Source organism: Curtobacterium sp. Csp1 (genome assembly GCF_013347185.1).
The window spans coordinates 2,441,552-2,462,993 of sequence record NZ_CP054594.1 but is presented as its reverse complement, the minus strand read 5'-3'; the positions used below and the strand labels follow the sequence as shown (position 1 = coordinate 2,462,993).

Sequence of the window (21,442 nt, the reverse complement as noted above, 5' to 3'; positions counted from 1 at the left end):
CCGCCTCAGCGCGCGGAATGCAGCCGCTGGCGCGTCTGCCTTCAATTCCGCGCGCCCATCAGGTGCTCGATCGCGAGCTGCTGCAGGCGCACGAAGCCGAAGCCCTTGCCGCCGAAGTACGCGTCGGCGTCGAAGTCCTCGAACGCCGAGCGGTCGGCGAGGAAGTCGTCGTACGACTCGCCGCTGTGCAGCGTCGGGGTGCTCAGCTCGTCGACCTTCGCGGCGGACAGGGCCTCCTGCACCTCGGGGTCGGCGCGGAACGCCTGCGCGCGCTCCTTGAGGAGCAGGTACATGCGCATGTTCGCCTTCGCGGAGTCCCAGACACCCGTGATGTCCTCCGTGCGCGACGGCTTGTAGTCGAAGTGCCGCGGGCCGTCGTACGCCTGACCGCCCTGCGGGGCGCCGTGCTCGAGCAGGTCGACGAGCGAGAACGCGTTCTGCAGGTCGCCGTGGCCGAACACCAGGTCCTGGTCGTACTTGATGCCGCGCTGGCCGTTCAGGTCGATGTGGAAGAGCTTGCCCTGGTACAGCGCCTGGGCGATGCCGGCCGTGAAGTTCAGGCCCGCCATCTGCTCGTGGCCGACCTCGGGGTTGATGCCGAACAGCTCCGGGCGCTCGAGCGTCTCGGTGAAGGCGATCGCGTGGCCCAGGGTCGGCAGGAGGATGTCGCCGCGGGGCTCGTTCGGCTTCGGCTCGATGGCGAAGCGGATGTCGTAGCCCTTGTCCGTGACGTACTGGGCGAGCAGGTTGACGGCCTCGCGGTAGCGCTCGAGCGCGGCCTGCACGTCCTTGGCGGAGTCGTACTCCGAGCCCTCGCGGCCGCCCCACATGACGAAGGTCTTCGCACCGAGCTCGGCGGCCAGGTCGATGTTGCGGAGCACCTTGCGGAGCGCGAACCGGCGGACCTGGCGGTCGTTCGAGGTGCCGTCCTTGAACACCGGGGCCGAGAACAGGTTCGTCGTGACCATCGGCACGATGATCCCGGTCGACTCGAGGGCGCCCGTGAGGCGGTCGATCTGGCCCTGGCGCTCGGCGTCGGTCGAACCGAACGCGAACAGGTCGTCGTCGTGGAAGGTCAGGCCGTAGGCGCCGATCTCGTCGAGCTTCTCGACCGCCTCGACCACGTCCAGCGCGGGACGGGTGGGGCCGCCGAACGGGTCGGAGCCGTTGTAGCCGATGGTCCAGAGACCGAAGGAGAACTTGTCGTCACGGGTGGGCGTCGTTGCCATGGTGGGTCACCGTTCGTCGTCGAAACAAAATGTTGCCGCGCCCAACATAAGCGGTAGGGTGGATCCTGGCAACACCGGATCGCAAAGGAGCGAGTGGATGGCACAGGACGGACACGGACCGGGGCGACTGCGGGTCGCGATGGTCGGGCACGGCTTCATGGGGGCGGCGCACTCCCAGGCGTGGCGGACCGCCCCGCGGTTCTTCGACCTCGGCGTGGAGCCCGAGATGGCGGTCGTCGTCGGGCGGGACGCCGAGCGCACCGAGGCCGCGCGCCGGCAGTACGGCTGGCAGGCCGCGTCGACCGACTGGCGCCGGGTGGTCGCCGACCCGGACATCGACGTCGTCGACGTGGTGTCGCCCGGCTCCTCGCACGTCGAGGTCGCGATCGCCGCGCTCGAGGCCGGCAAGCACGTGCTGTGCGAGAAGCCCCTCGCCAACACCGTGGCCGAGGCCGAGGCGATGACCGCCGCCGCCGAGTCCGCCGCTGCGCGCGGCGTCCGCGCCATGGTCGGGTTCACCGCCAGGTCCGCGCGCTCTACCTGCAGGACTGGTTGGCCGACGCCGAGGGCCCGATGACGTGGCGCCTCGACAAGGCGCTCGCCGGTTCCGGCTCGCTCGGCGACATCGGCGCGCACGCGATCGACCTCGTCGAGCACGTCACGGGCGCACAGCTGTCCACCGTGTCCGGCACGCTCGAGACCTTCGTGCACGAACGCCCGCTGATGGCCGAGGGCGTCGGCCTGTCGGGCACCGCGTCGAGCGAACGCGGACAGGTCACCGTCGACGACGCCGCGTTCTTCCTCGGGCGGCTCAGCGGTGGCGCTGCCGACGGCGCGATCGGGACGTTCGAGGCCACGCGCTACGCCACCGGTCGGAAGAACGGCCTGACGCTCGAGGTCAGCGGGTCCGAGGGCGCGATCCAGTTCGACCTCGAGTCGATGAACGAGCTGCGGCTGTACGAGTCGTCGGCGCCCGCGGGGGAGCAGGGCTTCCGCCGCATCCTCGTCACCGAGCCGGAGCACCCGTGGATGGCCGCGTGGTGGCCGACCGGGCACCTCATCGGCTACGAGCACACCTTCAGCCACCAGGTCACGGACTTCGTGCGGGCGATCGTCGCCGGCACCGACCCGCAGCCGTCGTTCGCGGACGGCCTGCACGTGCAGCGGGTCCTCGAGGCAGTCGAGCGCAGCGCGGCCGACGGCAGCGCCTGGACGGCGATCCGATGACCGGCGGGAAGCAGGCGCTGGTCGTCCGGGGCGGGTGGGACGGGCACATGCCGGTCGAGACCACCGACCTCTTCGTCCCGTTCCTGCGGGACAACGGGTTCGACGTCCACGTCTCCGACTCGACGGCGGTGTACGCCGACGAGTCCGTGATGGCCGACGTCGACCTGATCGTGCAGGTCGTCACCATGTCGACCATCGCGGACGACGAGTTCGCCGGACTGCAGAAGGCGGTGCTCGGCGGTGCCGGGCTCGCGGGGTGGCACGGCGGGATCGCGGACGCGTTCCGGAACACCGCCGACTACCTGCACATGATCGGCGGGCAGTTCGCGCACCACGCGAGCAAGCACCCCTCCGAGCGCACCGGCGAGCAGTCCGACAACTACATCCCGTACACGGTGCACATCACCGAGGCCGGGCACGAGCACCCGATCACGCAGGGCATCGAGGACTTCGACCTGGTGACCGAGCAGTACTGGGTGCTCTCCGACGAGTACAACGACGTGCTGGCGACCACGACGCAGGAGGCCCGGGACTTCGACGCCTGGAACCGTCCGGTCACGGCGCCGGCGATCTGGACCCGGCAGTGGGGGCAGGGGCGCGTGTTCGTCTCGGCGCCCGGGCACCGGCTCGAGGTCGTCGAGTCGCAGCCGCTCCGCACGATCATCGAGAGGGGACTCCTGTGGGCAGCGCGATGAGGGTCGGTGTCGTCGGGGTCGGCGTCATCAGCCAGCAGTACTTCGAGCACTTCCCGGCGCTGCCCGGGCTCGAGCTCACCGCCGTCGCGGACATCGACGTCGCCCGGGCTCAGTCGGTCGGCGAGGCACAGGGCGTCCGCGGGACGAGCGTCGACGAGCTCATCGCGGCGGACGACGTCGACGTCGTGCTCAACCTGACGATCCCGGCCGCGCACGCCGAGATCGCCACCCGGGCGCTCGAGGCCGGCAAGCACGTCTACGGCGAGAAGCCGCTCGCGATGTCGACGGCCGAGGCGCAACCCGTGCTCGACCTCGCCCGGCGCTCGGGGCTGCGGGTCGGCAGCGCGCCGGACACCGTGCTCGGCACCGGGATCCAGACGGCCCGGCAGGCGCTCGACAGCGGTGCGATCGGCACGCCCGTCGGTGCCGCCGTGTCCTGGTCGGCGCCCGGGCACGAGCTGTGGCACCCGGCGCCCGCGTTCTACTACCAGCCGGGTGGTGGACCGCTGCTCGACATGGGGCCGTACTACCTGACGAGCCTGGTCTCGTTCTTCGGTCCGGTCGTCCGGGTGAGCGGCGCCTCGACCCGCTCCGACCGCGAGCGCACGATCGCCACCGGGCCCGCCGCGGGCACCCCGCTCCGGGTCGACATCGACACGCACGTGGTCGCCGTCCTCGAGCACGCGAACGGCGTCGTCTCCACGGTCACGGTGTCCTTCGAGGTCTGGGCCACCCGGGCACCACTGTTCGAGGTGTACGGCACCGCGGGCACGCTCGGGGTCCCCGACCCGAACCGGTTCTCCGACCCGGTGTCGATCGCCGACGCCCACGGGGGAACAGCACAGCCCCGCGAGTGGCGGGACCTGCCGACGAGCGCCGGGTACGCCGACGCCGGACGCGGGTACGGCCTCGCCGACATGGCACACGCGATCGCGACGGACCGGCCACACCGGGCGTCCGGCGACCTCGCGTTCCACGTGCTCGAGGTGATGGAGGCGGTCTCGACCGCCGCCCGCGAGCACACCGTGGTCGACGTGCGGTCGCGCGTCGACCGACCGGACACCGTGCCCGCCGGAGCCGAGCCGAGCACCTGGTGAACCAGCAGCAGGAGGAAGGAAGCAGCATGACGGAGACGACCCGTGCCTCCCGGCCGAGCGCGTCGACGCGACCGGTCACCCTGTTCACCGGCCAGTGGGCGGACCTGCCGTTCGAGGAGGTCGCCCGCCTGGCGGGGGAGTGGGGCTACGACGGGCTCGAGATCGCCTGCTGGGGCGACCACCTGGACGTCCGTCGCGCCGCGACGGATCCCGACTACGTGGCGGACCGGAAGGCGGTCCTGGAGCGGAACGGCCTGCAGGTCTGGACGATCGCGAACCACCTGACCGGTCAGGCCGTGTGCGACGACCCGATCGACCAGCGGCACGAGGACATCCTCGCGCCGCACGTCTGGGGCGACGGCGACCCCGAGGGCGTCCGCCAGCGGGCGGCCGAGGAGCTGCAGTGGACGGCCCGCGCGGCCGCGGCGCTCGGCGTCACGACCGTCACCGGGTTCTCCGGGTCGTCGATCTGGAAGACCGTCGCCGGGTTCCCGCCGGTGCCGCCCTCGATGATCGACGCCGGCTACCAGGACTTCCACGACCGGTGGTCGCCGATCCTCGACGTGTTCGAGGAGGTCGGCGTCCGCTTTGCGCTCGAGGTGCACCCGTCCGAGATCGCCTACGACTACTGGACGGCGAAGCGGGCGCTGGAGGTGTTCCAGGACCGGCCGGCGTTCGGCTTCAACTTCGACCCGTCGCACTTCGTCTGGCAGGACCTGGACCCCGCCGCGTTCCTGCTCGACTTCGCCGACCGGGTGTACCACGTGCACTGCAAGGAGTCGGTGAAGCAGCTCGACGGCCGCAACGGACGCCTGTCGTCGCACCTGCCGTGGGGCGACCCGCGGCGCGGGTGGGACTTCGTCACCGCCGGGCACGGGGACGTGCCGTGGGAGCGGGTGTTCCGCGTGCTGAACCACATCGGCTACGGCGGTCCGACGAGCGTCGAGTGGGAGGACGCGGGCATGGACCGGCTCCTCGGCGGCCCGGAGGCGCTGGCGTTCGTCCGGCAGCTCGGGACCATCGCGCCGCCGGACGCCGCCTTCGACGCCGCGTTCTCGCGCTCGCGCTAGCCGCCAGCGACGGCGGGCCCCGCGCCGGCGGGCCCCGCGCCGGCGGGCGCCGCGCCGGCGCGGGGCCGAGTCTCGGCCAGGCGGACAGTTCCGCGGCGCTCGGCCTGCGAAGGTGTCCGCGGAGCCGAGCCTCGGCACCGCCCGACCTGCACCACCACCCCACGAGGAGGACCCATGGCCCGACCGGCCACGACCACGCCCGGCAACGCCGCGCGCGTCCTCCGCATCGTGCACGAGGGCGGGCCGCTCCCGCGCGCCGAGCTCACCCGGCGCACGGGCCTGAACCGCTCGACGGTCCTGGCGATCGTCGGCGAGCTCGTCGAGCAGGGACTCGTGCACGAGGAGTCCCCCGCCCCCGGCGGCCCCGGTGCCGATCGCCCCACAGCCGGCGTCGGACGTCCCAGCGCGATCGTCCGCGCGTCGCCGGACGTCGTGGCCGCCGCCGTCACGGTCGAGATCGACGCCGTCGGGGTGGCCCTCGTCGCGCTCGACGGCACCGTGCGCGACCGGCTCGTCGAACCCCAGCCCAGCGTCCCGAGCGCGGCCGTGGCGATCGACGCCGTCGCCCGCGTGCTCGGCACCCTCACCACCCGGGCGGCACCGGGCCTGCGGCTCGTCGGGGTCGGCGTCGCGGTCCCCGGCATCGTCCGCGTCGAGGACGGGGTCGTCCGGGACGCCCCGCACCTCGGATGGCGGGACGAGCCGTTCGCGGGACCGCTCGCCGATCGCCTCGGCCTGCCCGTCCGCGCCGCGAACGACGCGAACGTCGGCGCCTGGGCCGAACGGCTGTACGGCAGCGCCCGCGGCGTCGACGACCTGGTCTACCTCAACGGCGGCGCGAGCGGCATCGGCGGCGGCATCGTCAGCGCCGGCCGACCGTTCAGCGGCGCCGACGGGTACGCGGGCGAGCTCGGGCACACCTTCGTCGCCGCGAACGGCGTCCGCTGCCACTGCGGGGCCGTCGGGTGCCTGGAGACCGAGGCCTCGCGCGAGTCCCTGACCGCGGTCACCGGGACACCCCCGGACGACCTCGACGCCCTCGCCGCGGCGCTCGCCGAGGGCCGGGACGAGGTCGAGCGGGTCGTCGACCGGCAGGTCACGGCGCTCGCCACCGCGATCCGGAACGCCGTCCACACGGTCGACCCCGAGGTCGTCGTCCTCGGCGGGTTCCTCGGCGAGCTGCTCGGGCACGTCGGGGACCGCGTCGAGGACGAGGTCCGGGCGCAGACGATGGCGGCCATGACCGACCGGCTCCGGGTCGTGCCGGCTGCGCTCGGGCGGGACGTCCTGGTGCGCGGGGCCGCCGAGCTCGGGTTCACCGACCTGCTCCGCGACGGCCAGGCGACCCAGGCCCAGGCGACCCCGGCCCAGGCGACCCCGGCCCAGGCGACCCCGGCCCAGGCGACCCCGGCCCACACACCGACCACCCCGTCCGACCGCGACGACGCGGTCGAGGAAGCGAGATCCGCATGACCGACACCGCCACCACCCAGCGCGCGAGCGTCCTGCTCGGCACCCAGGACCTCACCGTCGAGGACCGCCCCGTCCCCGAGGTCGCCGCCGGGGACGTGCTCGTCCGCGTCGCCGCCGTCGGCGTGTGCGGCTCCGACGTGCACTACTACCGCCACGGCCGCATCGGGGACTTCGTCGTCGAGGAGCCCCTCGTCCTCGGCCACGAGCTCTCCGGCACGATCGCCGCCGTCGGCGAGGGCGTCGACCCCGCCCGCGTCGGGGAGCGCGTCGCCGTCGAACCGCAGCGCCCCTGCCACCGCTGCGCGCAGTGCCTGGCCGGTCGCTACAACCTCTGCCCGCACATGCGCTTCTACGCGACGCCGCCGGTCGACGGCGCGTTCGCCGAGTACGTCACGATCGAGGCCGAGTTCGCCCACACCCTGCCCGACACCGTCTCGTTCGAGGCCGGCGCACTCCTCGAACCCCTGTCCGTCGGCATCGCCGCCGCACGGAAGGCCGGGATCGTCCCCGGATCGAGCGTCCTCATCGCCGGCGCCGGTCCGATCGGCGTCATCTGCGCGCAGGTCGCCCGCGCGTTCGGTGCGACGCGCGTCGTCGTCAGCGACCTCGTCCCCGAGCGCCGCGAGCGGGCGCTGTCCTTCGGCGCGACGGAGGTCGTCGACCCCGTCGCGGTGGACGTCACCTCGGACATCGTCCCCGTCGACGCCTTCATCGACGCCAGCGGCGCACCGCGCGCGGTCTCCGACGGCATCAAGGCGGTCGGACCGGCCGGCGCCGCCGTCCTGGTCGGGCTCGGCAACTCCGAGATGGTGCTGCCCGTCGAGCACATCCAGAACCTCGAGGTGACGGTCACCGGCATCTTCCGCTACACGAACACCTGGCCGGTCGCGATCGGGCTGGTCGCGTCCGGACAGGTCGACCTGGACGCACTCGTCACGGGACGCTTCGGGCTCGACGACGTCCGCGAGGCCCTCGAGAGCGACACCGACCCGGCCTCCCTCAAGTCGGTCGTCTACCCGAACGGGGTCCCGTCCGCCTCGTGACCCGGGACCGGACTGGAGGCACGTGGCGGGCCCGCCACGTGCCTCCAGTCCGTCCTGCGGTCGTGTCCGGCGACCGCACCTGCCGGTGCACCCGGACCGGGGGCACCGGTGCGACACCGCGACGCGCTACGGTTCGGCCATGACGGCGACACCGGCGGCCGCAGTGCCGCAGCGCACCGACCGACGGGCCCTCGTGTCCTGGGCCCTCTGGGACTGGGGGTCCGCGGCGTTCAACGCCGTCGTCACCACCTTCGTGTTCAGCACCTACCTGGCGAGCCGCGCGTTCGTCGACCCGCGGCTCGTCGCGGCCGAGGGCACCTCGGCTGCCGCCACCCGCGCGGTCGAGCGGGAGCTCGCGCAGAACGCGGCGACCGTCTCGACCGCCCTGACCGTCGCCGGGATCGTCGTGGCGCTGGTCGCCCCCGCGGTCGGACGGCTCGCGGACTCCTCCGGGCACCGGCGCCGTTCGGTGCTCGTCGCGACCATCGGCATCGCGCTGTCGATCGGGGCGATGGTGTTCGTCGCACCGAGCCAGCCGTACCTCGTGCTCGGCGCGGCCCTGCTCGGGATCGGGACGGTCGCGTACGAGATCGCCACGGTCGGGTACAACGCGATGCTCGGCCAGGTCGCCTCCGGGCCGGAGACCGGCCGGGTCTCGGCGATCGGCTGGGCGGCCGGGTACTTCGGCGGCATCGTGCTGCTGGTCGTGCTGCTCGTCCTGTGCATCCAGGACTTCGGGACGCCCGGCGTGGCCGGGGTCCTGCAGCTGCCGGCGACCGTGGCGACCGGGCAGTGGGACGTCCGCGTCGCGATCGGCATCGCCGCCGTGTGGCTCGCCGTCAGCTCGGTGCCGCTGTTCCTGACCGTCCCCGAGGCCGCGCCGGACCGGACGCAGACCGGCGGCCTGCTCGGCGCCTACCGGGACCTCGGCCGCCACGTCGCCCGGCTGTGGCGCGAGCGGCGGAACGTCCTGGCGTTCCTGGTCGCGAGCGCGGTGTTCCGCGACGGGGTCGGGGCGGTGTTCACGTTCGGCGGGATCATCGCCGCGCAGGTGTTCGGCTTCAGTGCGTCCGAGGTGATCCTGTTCGCCATCGTCGCGAACGTCGTCGCCGGGGTCGCGACGTTCCTGTCCGGGCGGCTCGCGGTGCTCGCGGTCGGGACGGCCCAGATCGGGTTCTGGGTGCTCGGGCTCGCGCTGTGCGTGTTCGTCGGCCCGGTGCAGTCGTCGTCGCGGGCGTACCTGGCGCGGCTCGCGACGCCGGGCCGCGAGGGGGAGCTCTTCGGCCTGTACGCCACGACCGGGCGGGCGGCGTCGTTCCTGGCGCCGGCGCTGTTCGGGGTCGCCGTGACCCTGACCGGCTCGACGCGCTTCGGCATCCTCGGCATCGTGGTGGTGCTCGTCGCGGGGCTCGTGCTCATGGCGTTCGTCAAGCGGGAGGACGGGGCGGCGGCCGTCCCGCGCGTCGGGGGCTGATCCGCGCGTCGGGTGCCGTTCCGCGCGTCGGAGGCGTTTCCGCTCGTCGGGTGCCGATCCGCGCGTGGTGTGTCGTTCCTTCCGGCACCCCTCGCGCGATCCTGCCTCCCACGTCACCTGCTATGGGCCGGATCGTCCACGGTGACGGCCCCGCGGCACCCGCTCGGCTCCCGTGCGCCAGGATGGAGGGCATGACCGACCAGCGGATCGCCGTCGTCGTCCTCGCCGCCGGGCAGGGCACGCGCATGAAGTCGTCCACCCCCAAGGTGCGAGCCCGAGCACGTCGCCGTGGTGGTCCGGCACGAGCGGGAGCGCGTCGCCGCCGAGGTCGCCGAGCGCGCACCCGGCGCGATCGTCGTCGACCAGGACGACGTCCCCGGCACCGGGCGCGCCGTCGAGGTCGCGGTCCAGGCGCTCCCCGCCGACTTCGAGGGCGCCGTGGTCGTGCTCTCCGGCGACGTCCCGCTGCTCGACGCAGCGTCGCTCCGCATGCTCGTGGACGCCCACGCCGGGAACGCCGCGACCCTGGTCAGTGCGATCGCCCCCGACCCGACCGGCCTCGACAAGGACGCGACCGACGAGCAGCGCACCATCACCGAGGCGAACGCCGGGATCTACGCGTTCGACGTCGCGCACCTCCGTGCTGTGCTCCCCGGTCTCACGACGGCCACGTCGTGACCCTCACCGACCCGTGGCTCGTGGCGGGGATCAACGACCGCGCGCAGCTCGCCGACGCCGCCCGCGAGCTCAACGCCCGGATCGTCCGTCGGCACCAGCTCGCCGGCGTCACCGTCCAGGACCCCGCGACGACGTGGATCGACCTGGACGTCACCATCGAGGCCGACGCCGAGGTGCTCCCGGGCACCCAGCTGATCGGCGCCACCGCGATCGCGGCCGGGGCCGTCGTCGGACCGGACACGACCCTGCGCGACACCGAGGTCGGCGCCGGCGCGACCGTGAACCGGGTCGACGCGACGCTCGCCGTGATCGGGGACGGTGCCTCGGTCGGCCCGTTCGCGTACCTGCGGCCGGGCACGATCCTGGGCGACCAGGGCAAGATCGGCACGTTCGTCGAGACCAAGAACGCCGTGATCGGGCGGGGCAGCAAGGTGCCGCACCTGTCCTACATCGGCGACACCGAGGTCGGCGAGGACTCCAACATCGGGGCGAACACCATCACCGCGAACTACGACGGCGTGCACAAGCACCGCACCGAGGTCGGGTCGAACGTGCGGACGGGCTCGCACAACGTGTTCGTCGCCCCGGTTAGGATTGGCGACGGGGCGTACACCGGCGCGGGTACGACCGTCCGCAAGGACGTACCGGCCGGGTCGCTCGCGATCAGCTACGCCCCGCAGCGCAACACCGACGGATGGGTCGAGGAACACCGACCCGGTACGCCGGCGGCCGAGGCGGCTCGGCGCGCGCACGGCGAACAGAACACGGCGACCTGACCCGGCCGTCGGCAGCGACCCCGAGCGGGTCAGGGAGTGAGCACCGCACTTGTCCGGAATCAAGACAACCGGCCAGAAACGACTCGTCCTCGTCTCGGGACGAGCGCACCCGGAGCTCTCGGCGCAGATCGCCGACGAACTCGGGGTCGAGCTGGTCCCGACCGACGCCCGCACCTTCGCGAACGGTGAGCTCTACGCCCGCTTCGACGAGTCGGTCCGCGGCTGCGACGCGTTCGTCATCCAGTCGCACACCGCGCCGATCAACGAGTGGCTCATGGAGCAGCTCATCATGGTCGACGCGCTCAAGCGTGCCTCGGCGAAGCGCATCACGGTCGTGGCGCCGTTCTACCCCTACGCCCGACAGGACAAGAAGGGCCGCGGCCGCGAGCCGATCTCGGCCCGACTGGTCGCCGACCTGTTCAAGGCCGCCGGTGCGCACCGCATCATGAGCGTCGACCTGCACGCCGCCCAGATCCAGGGCTTCTTCGACGGCCCCGTCGACCACCTGTTCGCCATGCCCGTGCTGCTCGAGCGCTTCCAGCAGATCCTCGACCCGGAGACGCTCACCGTCGTGTCGCCGGACATGGGCCGCGTGCGCGTCGCCGACATCTGGTCCGAGAAGCTCGGCGCCCCGCTCGCCATCATCCACAAGCGGCGTGACCCGCTCGTCCCGAACCAGGTCTCCGCGCACGAGATCGTCGGTGACGTCTCCGGCCGCGTCTGCCTGCTCGTCGACGACCTCATCGACACCGGTCGCACGATCGCCAAGGCCGCCGAGGCCCTGAAGGCGAACGGTGCCACCGGCGTCGTCGTCGCGGCGACCCACGCGGTGTTCTCGGACCCGGCGAAGGACCTGCTGCAGAGCGAGTTCATCGACCGCGTCGTCGTCACGGACACCCTGCCGCTGCCGGAGGAGAAGCGCTGGGACCGCCTCGAGGTCCTGCCGATCGCCCCGCTCATCGCCCGCGCGATCCACGAGGTCTTCGACGACGGTTCCGTCACGTCGATGTTCGACGGCGCGGCTTGACCACAGCGCGGGACGCGCTCGCCGCCCGGCTTCGGGCGGCGGGCAGCGTGTTCGCCGAGGACGAGGCCGACCTGCTGCTCGAGGCAGGCGACGGCGATCCGGTCCGCCTGCGTGCCCTGGTGCAGCGGCGCCTCGCCGGTGAGCCGCTCGAGGTCGTCCTCGGCTGGGCGGCCTTCGACGGACACCGGGTCCGCGTCGCCGCAGGGGTCTTCGTGCCCCGGGCACGCACCGCGGTCGTCGTCGAGCAGACGGCGCGGCGGCTCCACCGCTACGACCGGGTCGTCGACCTGTGCTGCGGGGTCGGCGCGATCTCCGTCGCGCTGCTCGGCCGGGTCGGTGCGCTCGACCTCGTCGCGGCTGACGTGGACCCCGACGCGACCGACGTGGCCGCCGAGAACATCGGGGACCGGGGGATCGTCGTCACGGGCGACCTGTTCGCGCCGCTGCCCGAGCGGTTCCGGGAGGCCGTCGACGTCATCGCCGTGAACGCCCCGTACGTGCCGTCCGGCGAGGTCGCGACGATGCCGTCGGAGGCCCGCGACCACGAGCGGCTCGTCGCCCTCGACGGGGGAGCGGACGGCCTCGACGTGCACCGCCGCATCGCCGACGGGGCCGGGGCGTGGTTGTGCCCGGGCGGGGCGGTCGTCATCGAGGTCTCGGAGGCCCAGTCCGCGGCGTCGGCGGCACTGTTCGCCGCCGCCGGGTTCACCGTCGCGGTCGAGCGCGACGACGAGGTCGACGGGACGTGCGTCGTGGCGGTCCGACCGGCCTGACGTCCGGCTGCCGTCCGCGGACCGCCGTCAGTCCGCGCTGACCTGCACGGTGTGCCATCCCGTTGCGCCGTTCGGCGCCGGAGGCCGCTCGACGCTCGTCTGCACCTGCCCGTCGGTCCCCGTGGCGCGGACCTGCAGCCGGTGCGACCCGGCCGTCGGGGTCCACCGCCACACCCACTGCCGCCAGGTGTCGGCGGACGCCGAGTCGGCCAGGGTCGCGTCCTGCCACTCGCCGTCGTCGACCCGGACCTGCACGCCCTTCACCCCGTGGTGCGGCTGCCAGGCGACACCCGCAACGGCGACGGTCTTCCCCGCCGTGAGCGATGCCCCATCCCGAGGCGTGTCGATCCGCGACTCGAGCTTCACCGGACCGCGCTCCGACCAGCCACGCGGGGTCCAGTACCCCTGCGCGTCCGAGAATCGGGTGACCTCGAGCTCGTTCACCCACTTCGTCGCGGAGACGTACCCGAACAGGCCGGGCACGACCATCCGGACCGGGAACCCGTGCTCGGGCGGGAGCGGCTCGCCGTTCATCCCGACGGCGAGCATCGCGGCGGTGTCGGGGTCCTGCAGCACGTCGAGGGGCGTCCCGGCCGAGAAGCCGTCGACGCTCCGGGACAGCACCATGTCGGCGCCGTCGCGGACCCCCGCCCGCGCCAGGAGTTCGCGGATCGGGTACCCGAGCCACAGCGCGTTGCCGATCAGGTCCCCGCCGACCTCGTTCGAGACGCAGCTCAGGGTCGCCATGTGTTCCTCGAGCGGGAGCGCCAGCAGTTCGTCCCAGGTCAGCTCGACCTCACGCTCGACAGCGCCGTGGATCCGCAGCTTCCACTGCGCGGGGTCGACCGACGGCACGCGCAGGGCGGTGTCGATCCGGTAGAAGTCGGCGTTGGGGGTGACGTACGGCGTGATCCCGGACACGTCGAGGGACGCCCCGGCGGGGACGGGCGTCGCCGTGGTCGCGGGCTGCGGCAGGCGGATCGCCCGCCGTGCAGCCGCGGCCGCCTGCATCGCCGAGGTCCCGAGGCGGGACGCGCCACCGACCACGACCGCGGCGACGGCGGTCGCCGCACCCCACACCAGGAATGTGCGACGTTCGGTCGCCGCCGGTCTGGGCGAGGCCGACGGGACGGCTGCTGCGGCTTCCCACCGCCGGAGCCGACGGAGGAGCATGCGCAGTACGACGATCGCCGCGACCACGCCGAGGACGCTCGGCAGCCCGTCCCACGTGCCGCTGCCCGACCGCGTGGTGACGGCTGCGAGCGACAGCGCACCACCGACCGCGAACACGAGCGCCCCGAACGGCGGACGTCGACGTTCGAGGACGCCCGCGCCGGCGCTGATGCCCGCCGTGACGACGGCCATCAGGACGAAGAGCGCGGCCTTGTCCCCGGTGCCGAACAGCCCGACCATGAGGTCCTTCGCATCGGGCGGAGCGAGGTCGATGACGGCGGAACCGACGGCGACGAGCGGACTGCCGGCGCCGCCGAGCAGCAGCGCGCCGAACTCGGCGACGGCCAGGAACGCGACGACGGCCACGATCCCGCACGCGGCGGCCCACCCGGCCGGGCGGCGGACGGACGTCCCCGGCGGGAGCGGCTCGGCAGCGGGTGCGGAGGAGGTGGAGGGTGGTGCGGTGCTCACCCGTGCAGCGTAGGTCGGCAGGCCGCCGACGGGCTGACAGGCGGCCGGACGGTGGACGGGCGCCGGCGGCCGACCTGCTGTGGAGGAGCGGGGCTTCCCCGGGCGTTCATCGCCTCGTTCCCCGGAACGGGCCAGCGCGGCGACGCAGCAGCGGGCCCAGCAGCGAGCTCAGCGACGTGCACAGCAACGTGCGCAGCGACGTGCGCAGCGGCGGTCCCGCCCGACGATGTCGGTCGCTCGACGCTTCGCCGCCCTGCGCTGGACGATCGTGGGGATCTGGGTCGCCCTGCTCGTCACCCGCATCGTGGTGTCCACGACCGCGCCGGAGTCCGACCTGTCGTACTTCGGGGTGCTCGAGGCGGTCGCGATCACCGGCGGCCTGGCGCTCATCGCCGTCGCGGTCCTCCGGGCCCGGGCGATCCGACGGCGCCGCGCCGACGAGGCGCTCGCCCCAGGAGCTCCGCGACGCCGTGCACGAAGCCCGTCCCGAGACGGCGCTCGGGCAGCGGGTCACCTGGGCGTTCGGTGCCACCGAGGCGTCGCTCTGGGAACTCGAGGAGCGCCGCGCGACCCGGCTGCTCGTGATCCGCTGGAGCCGGATGGTGCACGTCGGACTCGAGGACGTGGTCGGGGAACGGAACGCCGCGGCGGTTGCCTTGCACTACGTCCGGCCGGACGACACGACCGCGGTCGCCACGTTCTTCGTCCGCTCGGCTCCGGGGTCGCAGCGCCTGCTCGGCCGTGGCCCGCGGCTCGAGCGGCTCGTCGCCGACCTGGCCCGCGAGCGCATCGTCGCCTGAACGACCGGGAACGGGAACGGGCGAGGAGCCTGCGCTCCTCGCCCGTCGGCCGGTCCGGACCCGTCAGTGCCCCTCGGTCAGTGCGTCGACGGCTCCTGTTCGACCTCGCGCCGGTCGTCGTCGGACCACAGGGTGTGGAACGTGCCGTCCTTGTCGATGCGCTGGTAGGTGTGCGCCCCGAAGAAGTCACGCTGCCCCTGGATCAGCGCCGCGGGGAGCCGGTCCGAGGCGAGGGAGTCGTAGTAGGCCAGCGCGGACGAGAAGCCCGGCGCCGGGATCCCGGACGCGACCGCGATGCCGACGATCCGTCGCCAGGCCGCTTCGCCCTCCGCGACGGCGTCCGCGAAGTACGGGTCGACCAGCAGCGACTCGAGCGCCGGGTTCTTGTCGTACGCCTCGACGATGCGGTTGAGGAACTGCGCCCGGATGATGCAGCCACCGCGCCAGATCTTCGCGACCGCGCCCAGGTCGATGTCCCAGTCGTACTCCTTCGCCCCGGCGATGATGAGGTCGAAGCCCTGCGCGTACGCGACGACCTTCGATGCGTACAGCGCCGCACGGACGTCGTCGGCCGCGGCACGCTGGGTCGGCTTCGACGACACCGCACGGGCGAAGACCGCCTCGCCGATGCCCGACACCGGGATGCCCAGACCGACGGCGTTCTGCACGGTCCAGACGCCGGTGCCCTTGGAGCCGGCCTCGTCGCGGATGACGTCGACGAGCGGCTTCCCGGTGTCGGCGTCCTGCTGCTTGAGGACCTCGCCGGTGATCTCGATCAGGTACGACTCCAGGTCGCCCTTGTTCCACTCGTCGAACACCTGCACGAGCTGCTCGACGGAGTACCCGCCGACGCGGCGGAGCAGGTCGTAGGACTCCGCGATGAGCTGCATGTCGGCGTACTCGATGCCGTTGTGCACCATCTTCACGAAGTGGCCGGCGCCGTCGGAGCCGATGTGCGTCACACACGGCTCGCCCTCGGCCACGGCGGCGATCGACTTGAGGATCGGTCCGAGGGTCTCCCAGGCCTCCTTCGAGCCGCCGGGCATGATCGACGGGCCGTTGAGCGCGCCTTCTTCGCCGCCGGAGATGCCGGTGCCGACGAAGTTCAGGCCCTTCTCGCGCAGGTCGTGCTCGCGACGGATGGTGTCGTGGAAGTTCGCGTTGCCGCCGTCCACGATGATGTCGCCCTCCTCGAACCGCTCCGCGAGCTGGTCGATGACGGCGTCGGTGCCCTTGCCGGCCTGCACCATGATGATCGCGGTCCGGGGCTTCGACAGCGACGCGACGAACCCGTCGATGTCCTCTGATGCGATGAACCCGGCGTCGCCGTGTTCCTGCATGAGTTCCTCGGTCCGGGCGTAGGTGCGGTTGTAGACCGCGACCGTGTTGCCCTCGCGTGAGGCGAGGTTGCGTGCGAGGTTCGAGCCCATCACCGCGAGGCCGATGACCCCGATGTTCGCCTGTCCGTCGTGCTCTGCCACCTGGGTCTCCTTCGTCCTGGATGTTCGGTGCCCAACCTACGAGCCGGACCCTGGGGTCGCACGAGTGTGACGGCAACTGGGGACGGGAACCGGACGCTCTCCTACTGTGGAGGGATGAACGACGTCGCCGTCCTCCCGCCCGTGCTCGTGATGGGGGTCTCCGGCTCCGGCAAGTCGACGATCGGACAGGCGCTCGCCGACGCCCTCGCCGACCAGGGTCAGCCGAGCGAGTTCGTCGACGCGGACGACCTGCACCCCGCCGCGAACAAGGAGAAGATGCGGCAGGGCATGCCGCTGACCGACGAGGACCGCTGGCCGTGGCTCGACGCCTGCGCGGCCAGGATCGCGGCGGTGCAGGCCTCGGGTCGCCGCTGCGTGATGGCGAACTCGGCGCTCAAGCGCGTGTACCGGGACCGGCTCCGGTCCGCCGCCCCGGACCTGGTCATCGCCTTCCTCGACGGCTCGCACGACCTCATCGCCGAGCGGCAGTCGCACCGGCACCACGAGTACATGCCGACGTCGCTGCTCGACTCGCAGTTCGCGACGCTCGAGCGGCCGGAGCCCGACGAGGCCGCCGTCGCGGTGTCGATCGACGGCTCCGTCGACGACACCGTGGCGACGATCAGGTCGGCGCTGTCGGTCACCTCCGGCTGAGCTCGGCGAGCCGCCCGCGGTACTCCTCGGCGTCGATGTCGCCCCGGGCGAAACGGTCCGCGAGCACGGACCGGGCATCGGAGCGCGCCCGCCAGGACCCGCGGCGGAGGACGCCGAAGACGACGCCGAGCGCCACGAGCGCCAGGAAGAAGAACAGCGGGAGCGCGAGGAACGGGAAGCCGGGTCCGTGGGCGTACGGACCGACGGCGGCGATGGACGAGAGTGCGGGGATCACGATGGCCTCCTGTGGTTCCGCCGACCGGGCCCACTTCCGGCTGCTCCCGCAGTCGCGACGACGCCACTCCTGCACAGGCGACTCCGCCCGGGGGAGTAGTCCACAGATGGTGCGGCGGCCCGACGCCCCGGCGCGCTGCCGCCCCTAGGCTCGCCCCGTGACCACCGACGCCCCCGCTCCGACCACCGGCGATCGCCGCCGGTCCTCGGGGAGCCCGCGGTTCGCCCGCGTCGGTCGGGTGCTCCCCGTCGCGGTCGTGCAGGTCGCCGGGACCCTGCTCGCGTCGCGCATCAGCGGCGGACCCCCGCGAGGGCAACGTCCCCCCTGGGCGGGCGCCGGCGTCGTGCTCGAGCCCGTGGACGTCGTCCCGCTCGCGGCGATGGTCGTTCCCGCGGAGCGTCCTCGCCGTCACGCTCGCGACGACCGCGGGGTACGCCCTGCTGGTGTCGCCCCGCGGCCCGTTCGTGGCGGCGCTGACGATGGCGATGGCGAACGCCTGGTTCCGCCGTCCGCCGACCTGCTGACGGCTCGATCGCCCCTGTACAGCATCGACGCCGCCGTCCTCGCGCTCGCCTGGGTGACCGTGACGATCGTCGTCACCGAACTCGCCCGTGTCCGTCTCGAACGGGTCGCCGAGCGTCGGCGTGCCCGGGCCGAGGCCGAGCAGCAGCGCGCCAGGGACGAGCGCGTCCGGATCGCGCGGGAGCTGCACGACTCGGTCGCGCACAGCATGTCGCTCATCAACCTGCAGGCAGGGGTGGCGCTGCACCTCGGCGCGACCCTGCCTCCGGGGACGCGGGACTCACTGACGAGCATCCGGGATCGGCGGACGGCGCCGGTCCCGACCCCGACGGCCGGGTCGTGCCGGAGCGGAACCCGGTGCCGGGGCTCGACCGGGTCCCGGACCTCGTCGACCGTGCGCGGGCGGCGGGCATCGACGTGACCGCACGGGTCGAGGGCGACCCGACGACCGTCGGCGGCGTGGTGGACCGCAACGCCTTCCGGATCGTGCAGGAGTCCGTGACGAACGTGATGAAGCACGCGCCGGGCCACCGCGTCGACGTCACCGTCTCGGTGGGCGCCGAGGTGCTCGACCTCGTCGTCCAGGACCACCCGCTGCCCGGAGCCGTCCAGCGGTCGACCCGGCTCGGGGAGTCGGGCAACGGGCTCATCGGGATGCGCGAGCGCGCCGACGCGGTGGGCGGCACGATGACGGCCGGACCGACCCCGGACGGCGGGTGGCGGGTGGCCGCGCGCCTGCCCGTGCCGACGAACCGGCCACCAGACCGATCCGAGGAGCCAGCATGACCGACCCGAGCCCCGCAGGCCCGAGCCCCGCAGGCCCGACTTCCGCAGGTTCGACCTCCGCAGGCCCGACCCCTGCCGACGATGGGGGCGAGCAGATCCGCGTCCTGCTCGTCGACGACCAGGTGCTCGTCCGGGCTGGGCTCCGCGCGCTCGTCGACGCCGAACCGGGCATGACGGTGGTCGGCGACGCGGGCGACGGCGACGCCGCGGTCGACGCCGTCCGTCGGGAGCGTCCGGACGTGGTCCTCATGGACATCCGCATGCCGGGCTCCGACGGCCTCGAGGCGACGAGACGCATCGCCGCGGACCCGGAGCTCGACAGCGTTCACGTCGTCGTCCTCACCACCTTCGAGGAGGACGCCTACGTGTTCGAGAGCTCCTCCGGGCGATCCGCACCGTGCAGGCGGGGGAGTCCCTGCTGTCCCCGGGGGCGACCCGGTCCCTCGTCGCCGCCTACGCCGCGCACGCGAAGCCGAGCGCCCTCGCCCCGTCGCTCGACGTGCTGACGGAGCGGGAACGCGAGGTCATGCAGCTCGTCGCCCTCGGACTCACCAACACCGAGATCGCCGAGCGCCTGTTCGTCAGCCCGATGACCACGAAGACCCATGTGTCCCGCGCGATGATCAAGCTCGGCGCCCGCGACCGCGCTCAGCTCGTCGTCTTCGCCTACGAGACCGGCCTGGCCACCCCCGGCTGGCAGCCCTGACGACCACCTGCCGCGACGGCGGGCGACATCACCCCGCCCGCACCGCGCTGCCTCGCGCTCCCGCACGTCGACGACGGTGAACCCCGCGTCCTCGACCGCCGCGACCACGTCGTCACCGCGTGGTCGAACGGCTCCAGGACGGCACCGGCGAAGGCGCCGACGAGCAGCCCGCCACCGGCGTCGAGCACCCGGTGGAACTCCGCGAGGGCGACCGGGACGGCATCCGGCTCGTGGTGCACGAGCGAGTACCACGAGAGCACCCCGCCCACGCTCCCGGCCGGCAGCCCGGTCGACTCGAGCGTGGCCCGGCGCACCTCCACGCCCGGTGCCGTCCGCCGTGCGATCGCGACGAACTCCGGGACCACGTCGAGCCCGACGACCCGGTGTCCGAGCCCGGCCAGGTGTGCGGTCCAGTGCCCGGGCCCGCATCCGGCGTCGACCACGACGCCGTGGCAGCCGGCCGCCCACTGCTCGACGTGGGTCCGGTCCGCCACGTGCACGGCCTCCATCGACCCGAGCACGGCCGCGTACTCGTCCGCCCGGGCGGCGTACGCCCGCTGCACCCGCTCGTCCGCCCGCTGCACCCGCTCGTCCGCCCGCTGCACCCGCTCGTCCGCCCGCTGCACCCGCGAAGCCGCCCGCTCGACCATCCGACGACCGTACCCGTCGGCCGCCGGATCGGCCGGCGACGAGCACCGGGTCAGAGCTTGAACGTCGCCCGCGGGATGTCCGACACGATCCGGTGGGCGGTGCGCACCGCGTCCTCCTCGCTGAGCTGGTGCGACACGACGAGCGAGGCCAGGTACGCCGCGTCCGCCCGCCGCGCCATGTCGTGCCGCGCCGGGATCACGACGCCGAGTCGGTGACCGCGGCGCGGTACCGGCCGATCGCCGCCGGGGTGTCGATGAACCACCACGGCGCTCCGGCGTAGACGGCCGGGTAGAAGCCCGAGGTGGAACCCGGGGGCGGTGCCGAAGGCCTCGAGGAGCGGCCGGAGCGGCTCGGTGAAGGACCCGACCGCGGGCAGGTCGTGCCCGGTGTCCGGCCCGAAGCGCTCGAGCGTCGGCCGGTGGTGGTTTCGGTGCACGCCGGGGTGCAGCTGCATGACCAGCCCGTCCTCGACGCTCATCTCCGCCCAGCGGTAGAGCATGTCGTGCCGGTAGGCGACGGCGTCCGCCTCGGTCAGGGACGCCGGGCCGAGCAGCGCCGTGGTGTGGATGCGCTCCCGTGCCGCCGTGGAGAGCGGGGTCGAACCCGCGTCGAGCACGCCGGTGTCCGTCGCGGTCGCGCCGTGCTCGATGAAGTACCGCCGTCGCGCGCGCAGCGCGGCGAGCAGGCCCGCGTGGGTGCCCGTGTCGATGCCCGCGGCCTGACCGATGGACGTGACCACGTGCCTCCAGTCCGGTCGGGACGGGTCGAAGACCGCGTCCGCGCGGAAGGTGGGCAGCACCCGTCCACGGAAGGACGGGTCGGCGGCGAGCCGCGCGTGCGCGGCGAGGTCCGCGGTCGGGTCGTCGGTGGTGGCGAGGACCTCGATGCGGAAGGTGTCGAAGAGCGCCCGCGGACGGAACGCGGGCGTGGTCAGCAGCTCCGCCAGGTGGTCGTACTGCGCGTCGGCGTTCTCGGCCGACGGCTGCTCCGTCAGACCGAAGACGTCGTGCAGCTCCGTCTCGAACCAGTACCGGACGGGCGTGCCGGCGAAGTCGTCCCAGTGCGCGGCCAGCCGGTGCCAGATCTGTCGACCGTCGGGGACGGACCCGTCGCCGGAGCGGTCCGGTCGTCCCAGTTCGTCGAGGCCGACGCCGTTGGCGTGGAGCAGCCGCAGCACGTAGTGGTCGGGCGTGACGAGCAGCGACGCGGGGTCGGCGAACGGCTGGTCGTCCGCGATCAGGGCCGCGTCGACGTGCCCGTGGGGGGAGATGATCGGCGCGTCCGCGACGGCCTGGTACACGGTCCGGGCGACGGTCCGCGCGGCGGGGTCGGCGGCGAACAGCCGGTCGGGGTGCGGGGCGAGCGGGGTGGCGGTGCTGGTCCGGGTCATCGTCGACTCCT

At 73.3% G+C, this 21,442-nt stretch carries 18 protein-coding genes and 3 pseudogenes; 15 read left to right on the top strand and 6 right to left on the bottom strand.

The features are described from left to right. Positions 1–41: 41 nt before the first annotated feature. Positions 42–1,229, bottom strand: a complete 1,188-nt coding sequence (gene xylA, locus HUN58_RS11800) for a xylose isomerase (RefSeq protein WP_208745523.1) — start codon at positions 1,227–1,229, stop codon at positions 42–44. Positions 1,230–1,368: 139 nt separating this feature from the next. Between xylA and HUN58_RS11795 the strand changes: the two are divergent. The 10 genes and pseudogenes from HUN58_RS11795 to HUN58_RS11750 all read left to right on the top strand — a co-directional run bounded on the left by HUN58_RS11795 (position 1,369) and on the right by HUN58_RS11750 (position 12,562). Beyond that, positions 1,369–2,456 (top strand): annotated as a pseudogene (locus HUN58_RS11795) (Gfo/Idh/MocA family protein). Continuing rightward, a complete protein-coding gene (locus HUN58_RS11790; protein WP_180225624.1) occupies positions 2,453–3,151 on the top strand; it encodes a ThuA domain-containing protein in 699 nt (232 codons plus the stop codon). The pseudogene HUN58_RS11795 and the gene HUN58_RS11790 overlap by 4 nt, the downstream one beginning before the upstream one ends. After that, a complete protein-coding gene (locus HUN58_RS11785) occupies positions 3,148–4,248 on the top strand; it encodes a Gfo/Idh/MocA family protein (RefSeq protein WP_167510014.1) in 1,101 nt (366 codons plus the stop codon). The genes HUN58_RS11790 and HUN58_RS11785 overlap by 4 nt, the downstream gene beginning before the upstream one ends. 26 nt (positions 4,249–4,274) lie before the next feature. Next, complete coding sequence (locus tag HUN58_RS11780; protein WP_180225623.1) at positions 4,275–5,318, top strand: sugar phosphate isomerase/epimerase; 1,044 nt, start codon at positions 4,275–4,277, stop codon at positions 5,316–5,318. 174 nt (positions 5,319–5,492) lie between these two features. After that, positions 5,493–6,791 carry an ROK family transcriptional regulator gene (locus HUN58_RS11775; RefSeq protein ID WP_180225622.1) on the top strand — a complete coding sequence of 433 codons (1,299 nt, stop codon included), beginning with the start codon at positions 5,493–5,495 and terminating at the stop codon, positions 6,789–6,791. Beyond that, positions 6,788–7,834, top strand: a complete 1,047-nt coding sequence (locus HUN58_RS11770) for an NAD(P)-dependent alcohol dehydrogenase (protein ID WP_114848875.1) — start codon at positions 6,788–6,790, stop codon at positions 7,832–7,834. Before HUN58_RS11775 ends, HUN58_RS11770 begins: the two co-directional genes overlap by 4 nt. A 139-nt stretch (positions 7,835–7,973) precedes the next feature. Further along, a complete protein-coding gene (locus HUN58_RS11765; RefSeq protein WP_208745522.1) occupies positions 7,974–9,308 on the top strand; it encodes an MFS transporter in 1,335 nt (444 codons plus the stop codon). Positions 9,309–9,499: 191 nt separating this feature from the next. Then, a pseudogene (glmU, locus tag HUN58_RS11760) lies at positions 9,500–10,762 on the top strand (bifunctional UDP-N-acetylglucosamine diphosphorylase/glucosamine-1-phosphate N-acetyltransferase GlmU). A 49-nt stretch (positions 10,763–10,811) separates the two neighbouring features. Then, the gene (locus HUN58_RS11755) at positions 10,812–11,789 is read left to right on the top strand and encodes a ribose-phosphate diphosphokinase (RefSeq protein WP_180225620.1); all 978 of its coding nucleotides are present in this window, start codon (positions 10,812–10,814) and stop codon (positions 11,787–11,789) included. After that, positions 11,786–12,562 carry a putative protein N(5)-glutamine methyltransferase gene (locus HUN58_RS11750; protein ID WP_180225619.1) on the top strand — a complete coding sequence of 259 codons (777 nt, stop codon included), beginning with the start codon at positions 11,786–11,788 and terminating at the stop codon, positions 12,560–12,562. Before HUN58_RS11755 ends, HUN58_RS11750 begins: the two co-directional genes overlap by 4 nt. Before the next feature lie 27 nt (positions 12,563–12,589). Here the strand turns inward: HUN58_RS11750 and HUN58_RS11745 are convergent, their stop codons facing one another. Beyond that, positions 12,590–14,101 (bottom strand): molybdopterin-dependent oxidoreductase, encoded by a 1,512-nt coding sequence (locus HUN58_RS11745; protein WP_254631679.1) that lies wholly within the window; start codon positions 14,099–14,101, stop codon positions 12,590–12,592. A gap of 575 nt (positions 14,102–14,676) precedes the next feature. Between HUN58_RS11745 and HUN58_RS11740 the strand changes: the two genes are divergently transcribed. Further along, a complete protein-coding gene (locus tag HUN58_RS11740) occupies positions 14,677–15,006 on the top strand; it encodes a hypothetical protein (protein WP_208745521.1) in 330 nt (109 codons plus the stop codon). A 77-nt stretch (positions 15,007–15,083) separates the two neighbouring features. Here the strand turns inward: HUN58_RS11740 and gndA are convergent, their stop codons facing one another. After that, complete coding sequence (gene gndA, locus HUN58_RS11735; RefSeq protein WP_208745520.1) at positions 15,084–16,487, bottom strand: NADP-dependent phosphogluconate dehydrogenase; 1,404 nt, start codon at positions 16,485–16,487, stop codon at positions 15,084–15,086. A 114-nt stretch (positions 16,488–16,601) separates the two neighbouring features. Between gndA and HUN58_RS11730 the strand changes: the two genes are divergently transcribed. Next, positions 16,602–17,141 (top strand): gluconokinase, encoded by a 540-nt coding sequence (locus tag HUN58_RS11730; protein WP_180225615.1) that lies wholly within the window; start codon positions 16,602–16,604, stop codon positions 17,139–17,141. Here the strand turns inward: HUN58_RS11730 and HUN58_RS11725 are convergent. After that, positions 17,128–17,376 carry an SHOCT domain-containing protein gene (locus tag HUN58_RS11725; RefSeq protein WP_254631467.1) on the bottom strand — a complete coding sequence of 83 codons (249 nt, stop codon included), beginning with the start codon at positions 17,374–17,376 and terminating at the stop codon, positions 17,128–17,130. The genes HUN58_RS11730 and HUN58_RS11725 overlap by 14 nt on opposite strands. 157 nt (positions 17,377–17,533) lie before the next feature. Between HUN58_RS11725 and HUN58_RS11720 the strand changes: the two genes are divergently transcribed. The 3 genes and pseudogenes from HUN58_RS11720 to HUN58_RS11710 all read left to right on the top strand — a co-directional run bounded on the left by HUN58_RS11720 (position 17,534) and on the right by HUN58_RS11710 (position 19,390). Further along, positions 17,534–18,319 carry a histidine kinase dimerization/phosphoacceptor domain-containing protein gene (locus HUN58_RS11720; protein ID WP_217488521.1) on the top strand — a complete coding sequence of 262 codons (786 nt, stop codon included), beginning with the start codon at positions 17,534–17,536 and terminating at the stop codon, positions 18,317–18,319. Then, positions 18,316–18,684 carry a sensor histidine kinase gene (locus tag HUN58_RS11715; RefSeq protein WP_208745519.1) on the top strand — a complete coding sequence of 123 codons (369 nt, stop codon included), beginning with the start codon at positions 18,316–18,318 and terminating at the stop codon, positions 18,682–18,684. The genes HUN58_RS11720 and HUN58_RS11715 overlap by 4 nt, the downstream gene beginning before the upstream one ends. Further along, positions 18,681–19,390: pseudogene (locus HUN58_RS11710) on the top strand (response regulator transcription factor). Before HUN58_RS11715 ends, HUN58_RS11710 begins: the two are co-directional and overlap by 4 nt. Here the strand turns inward: HUN58_RS11710 and HUN58_RS11700 are convergent. After that, the gene (locus HUN58_RS11700) at positions 19,351–20,040 is read right to left on the bottom strand and encodes a class I SAM-dependent methyltransferase (RefSeq protein ID WP_208745516.1); all 690 of its coding nucleotides are present in this window, start codon (positions 20,038–20,040) and stop codon (positions 19,351–19,353) included. The pseudogene HUN58_RS11710 and the gene HUN58_RS11700 overlap by 40 nt on opposite strands. 50 nt (positions 20,041–20,090) lie before the next feature. Beyond that, on the bottom strand, positions 20,091–21,431 hold the full coding sequence (gene uxaC / locus HUN58_RS11695) for a glucuronate isomerase (protein ID WP_368075743.1): 1,341 nt from the start codon (positions 21,429–21,431) through the stop codon (positions 20,091–20,093). Positions 21,432–21,442 lie beyond the last annotated feature (11 nt).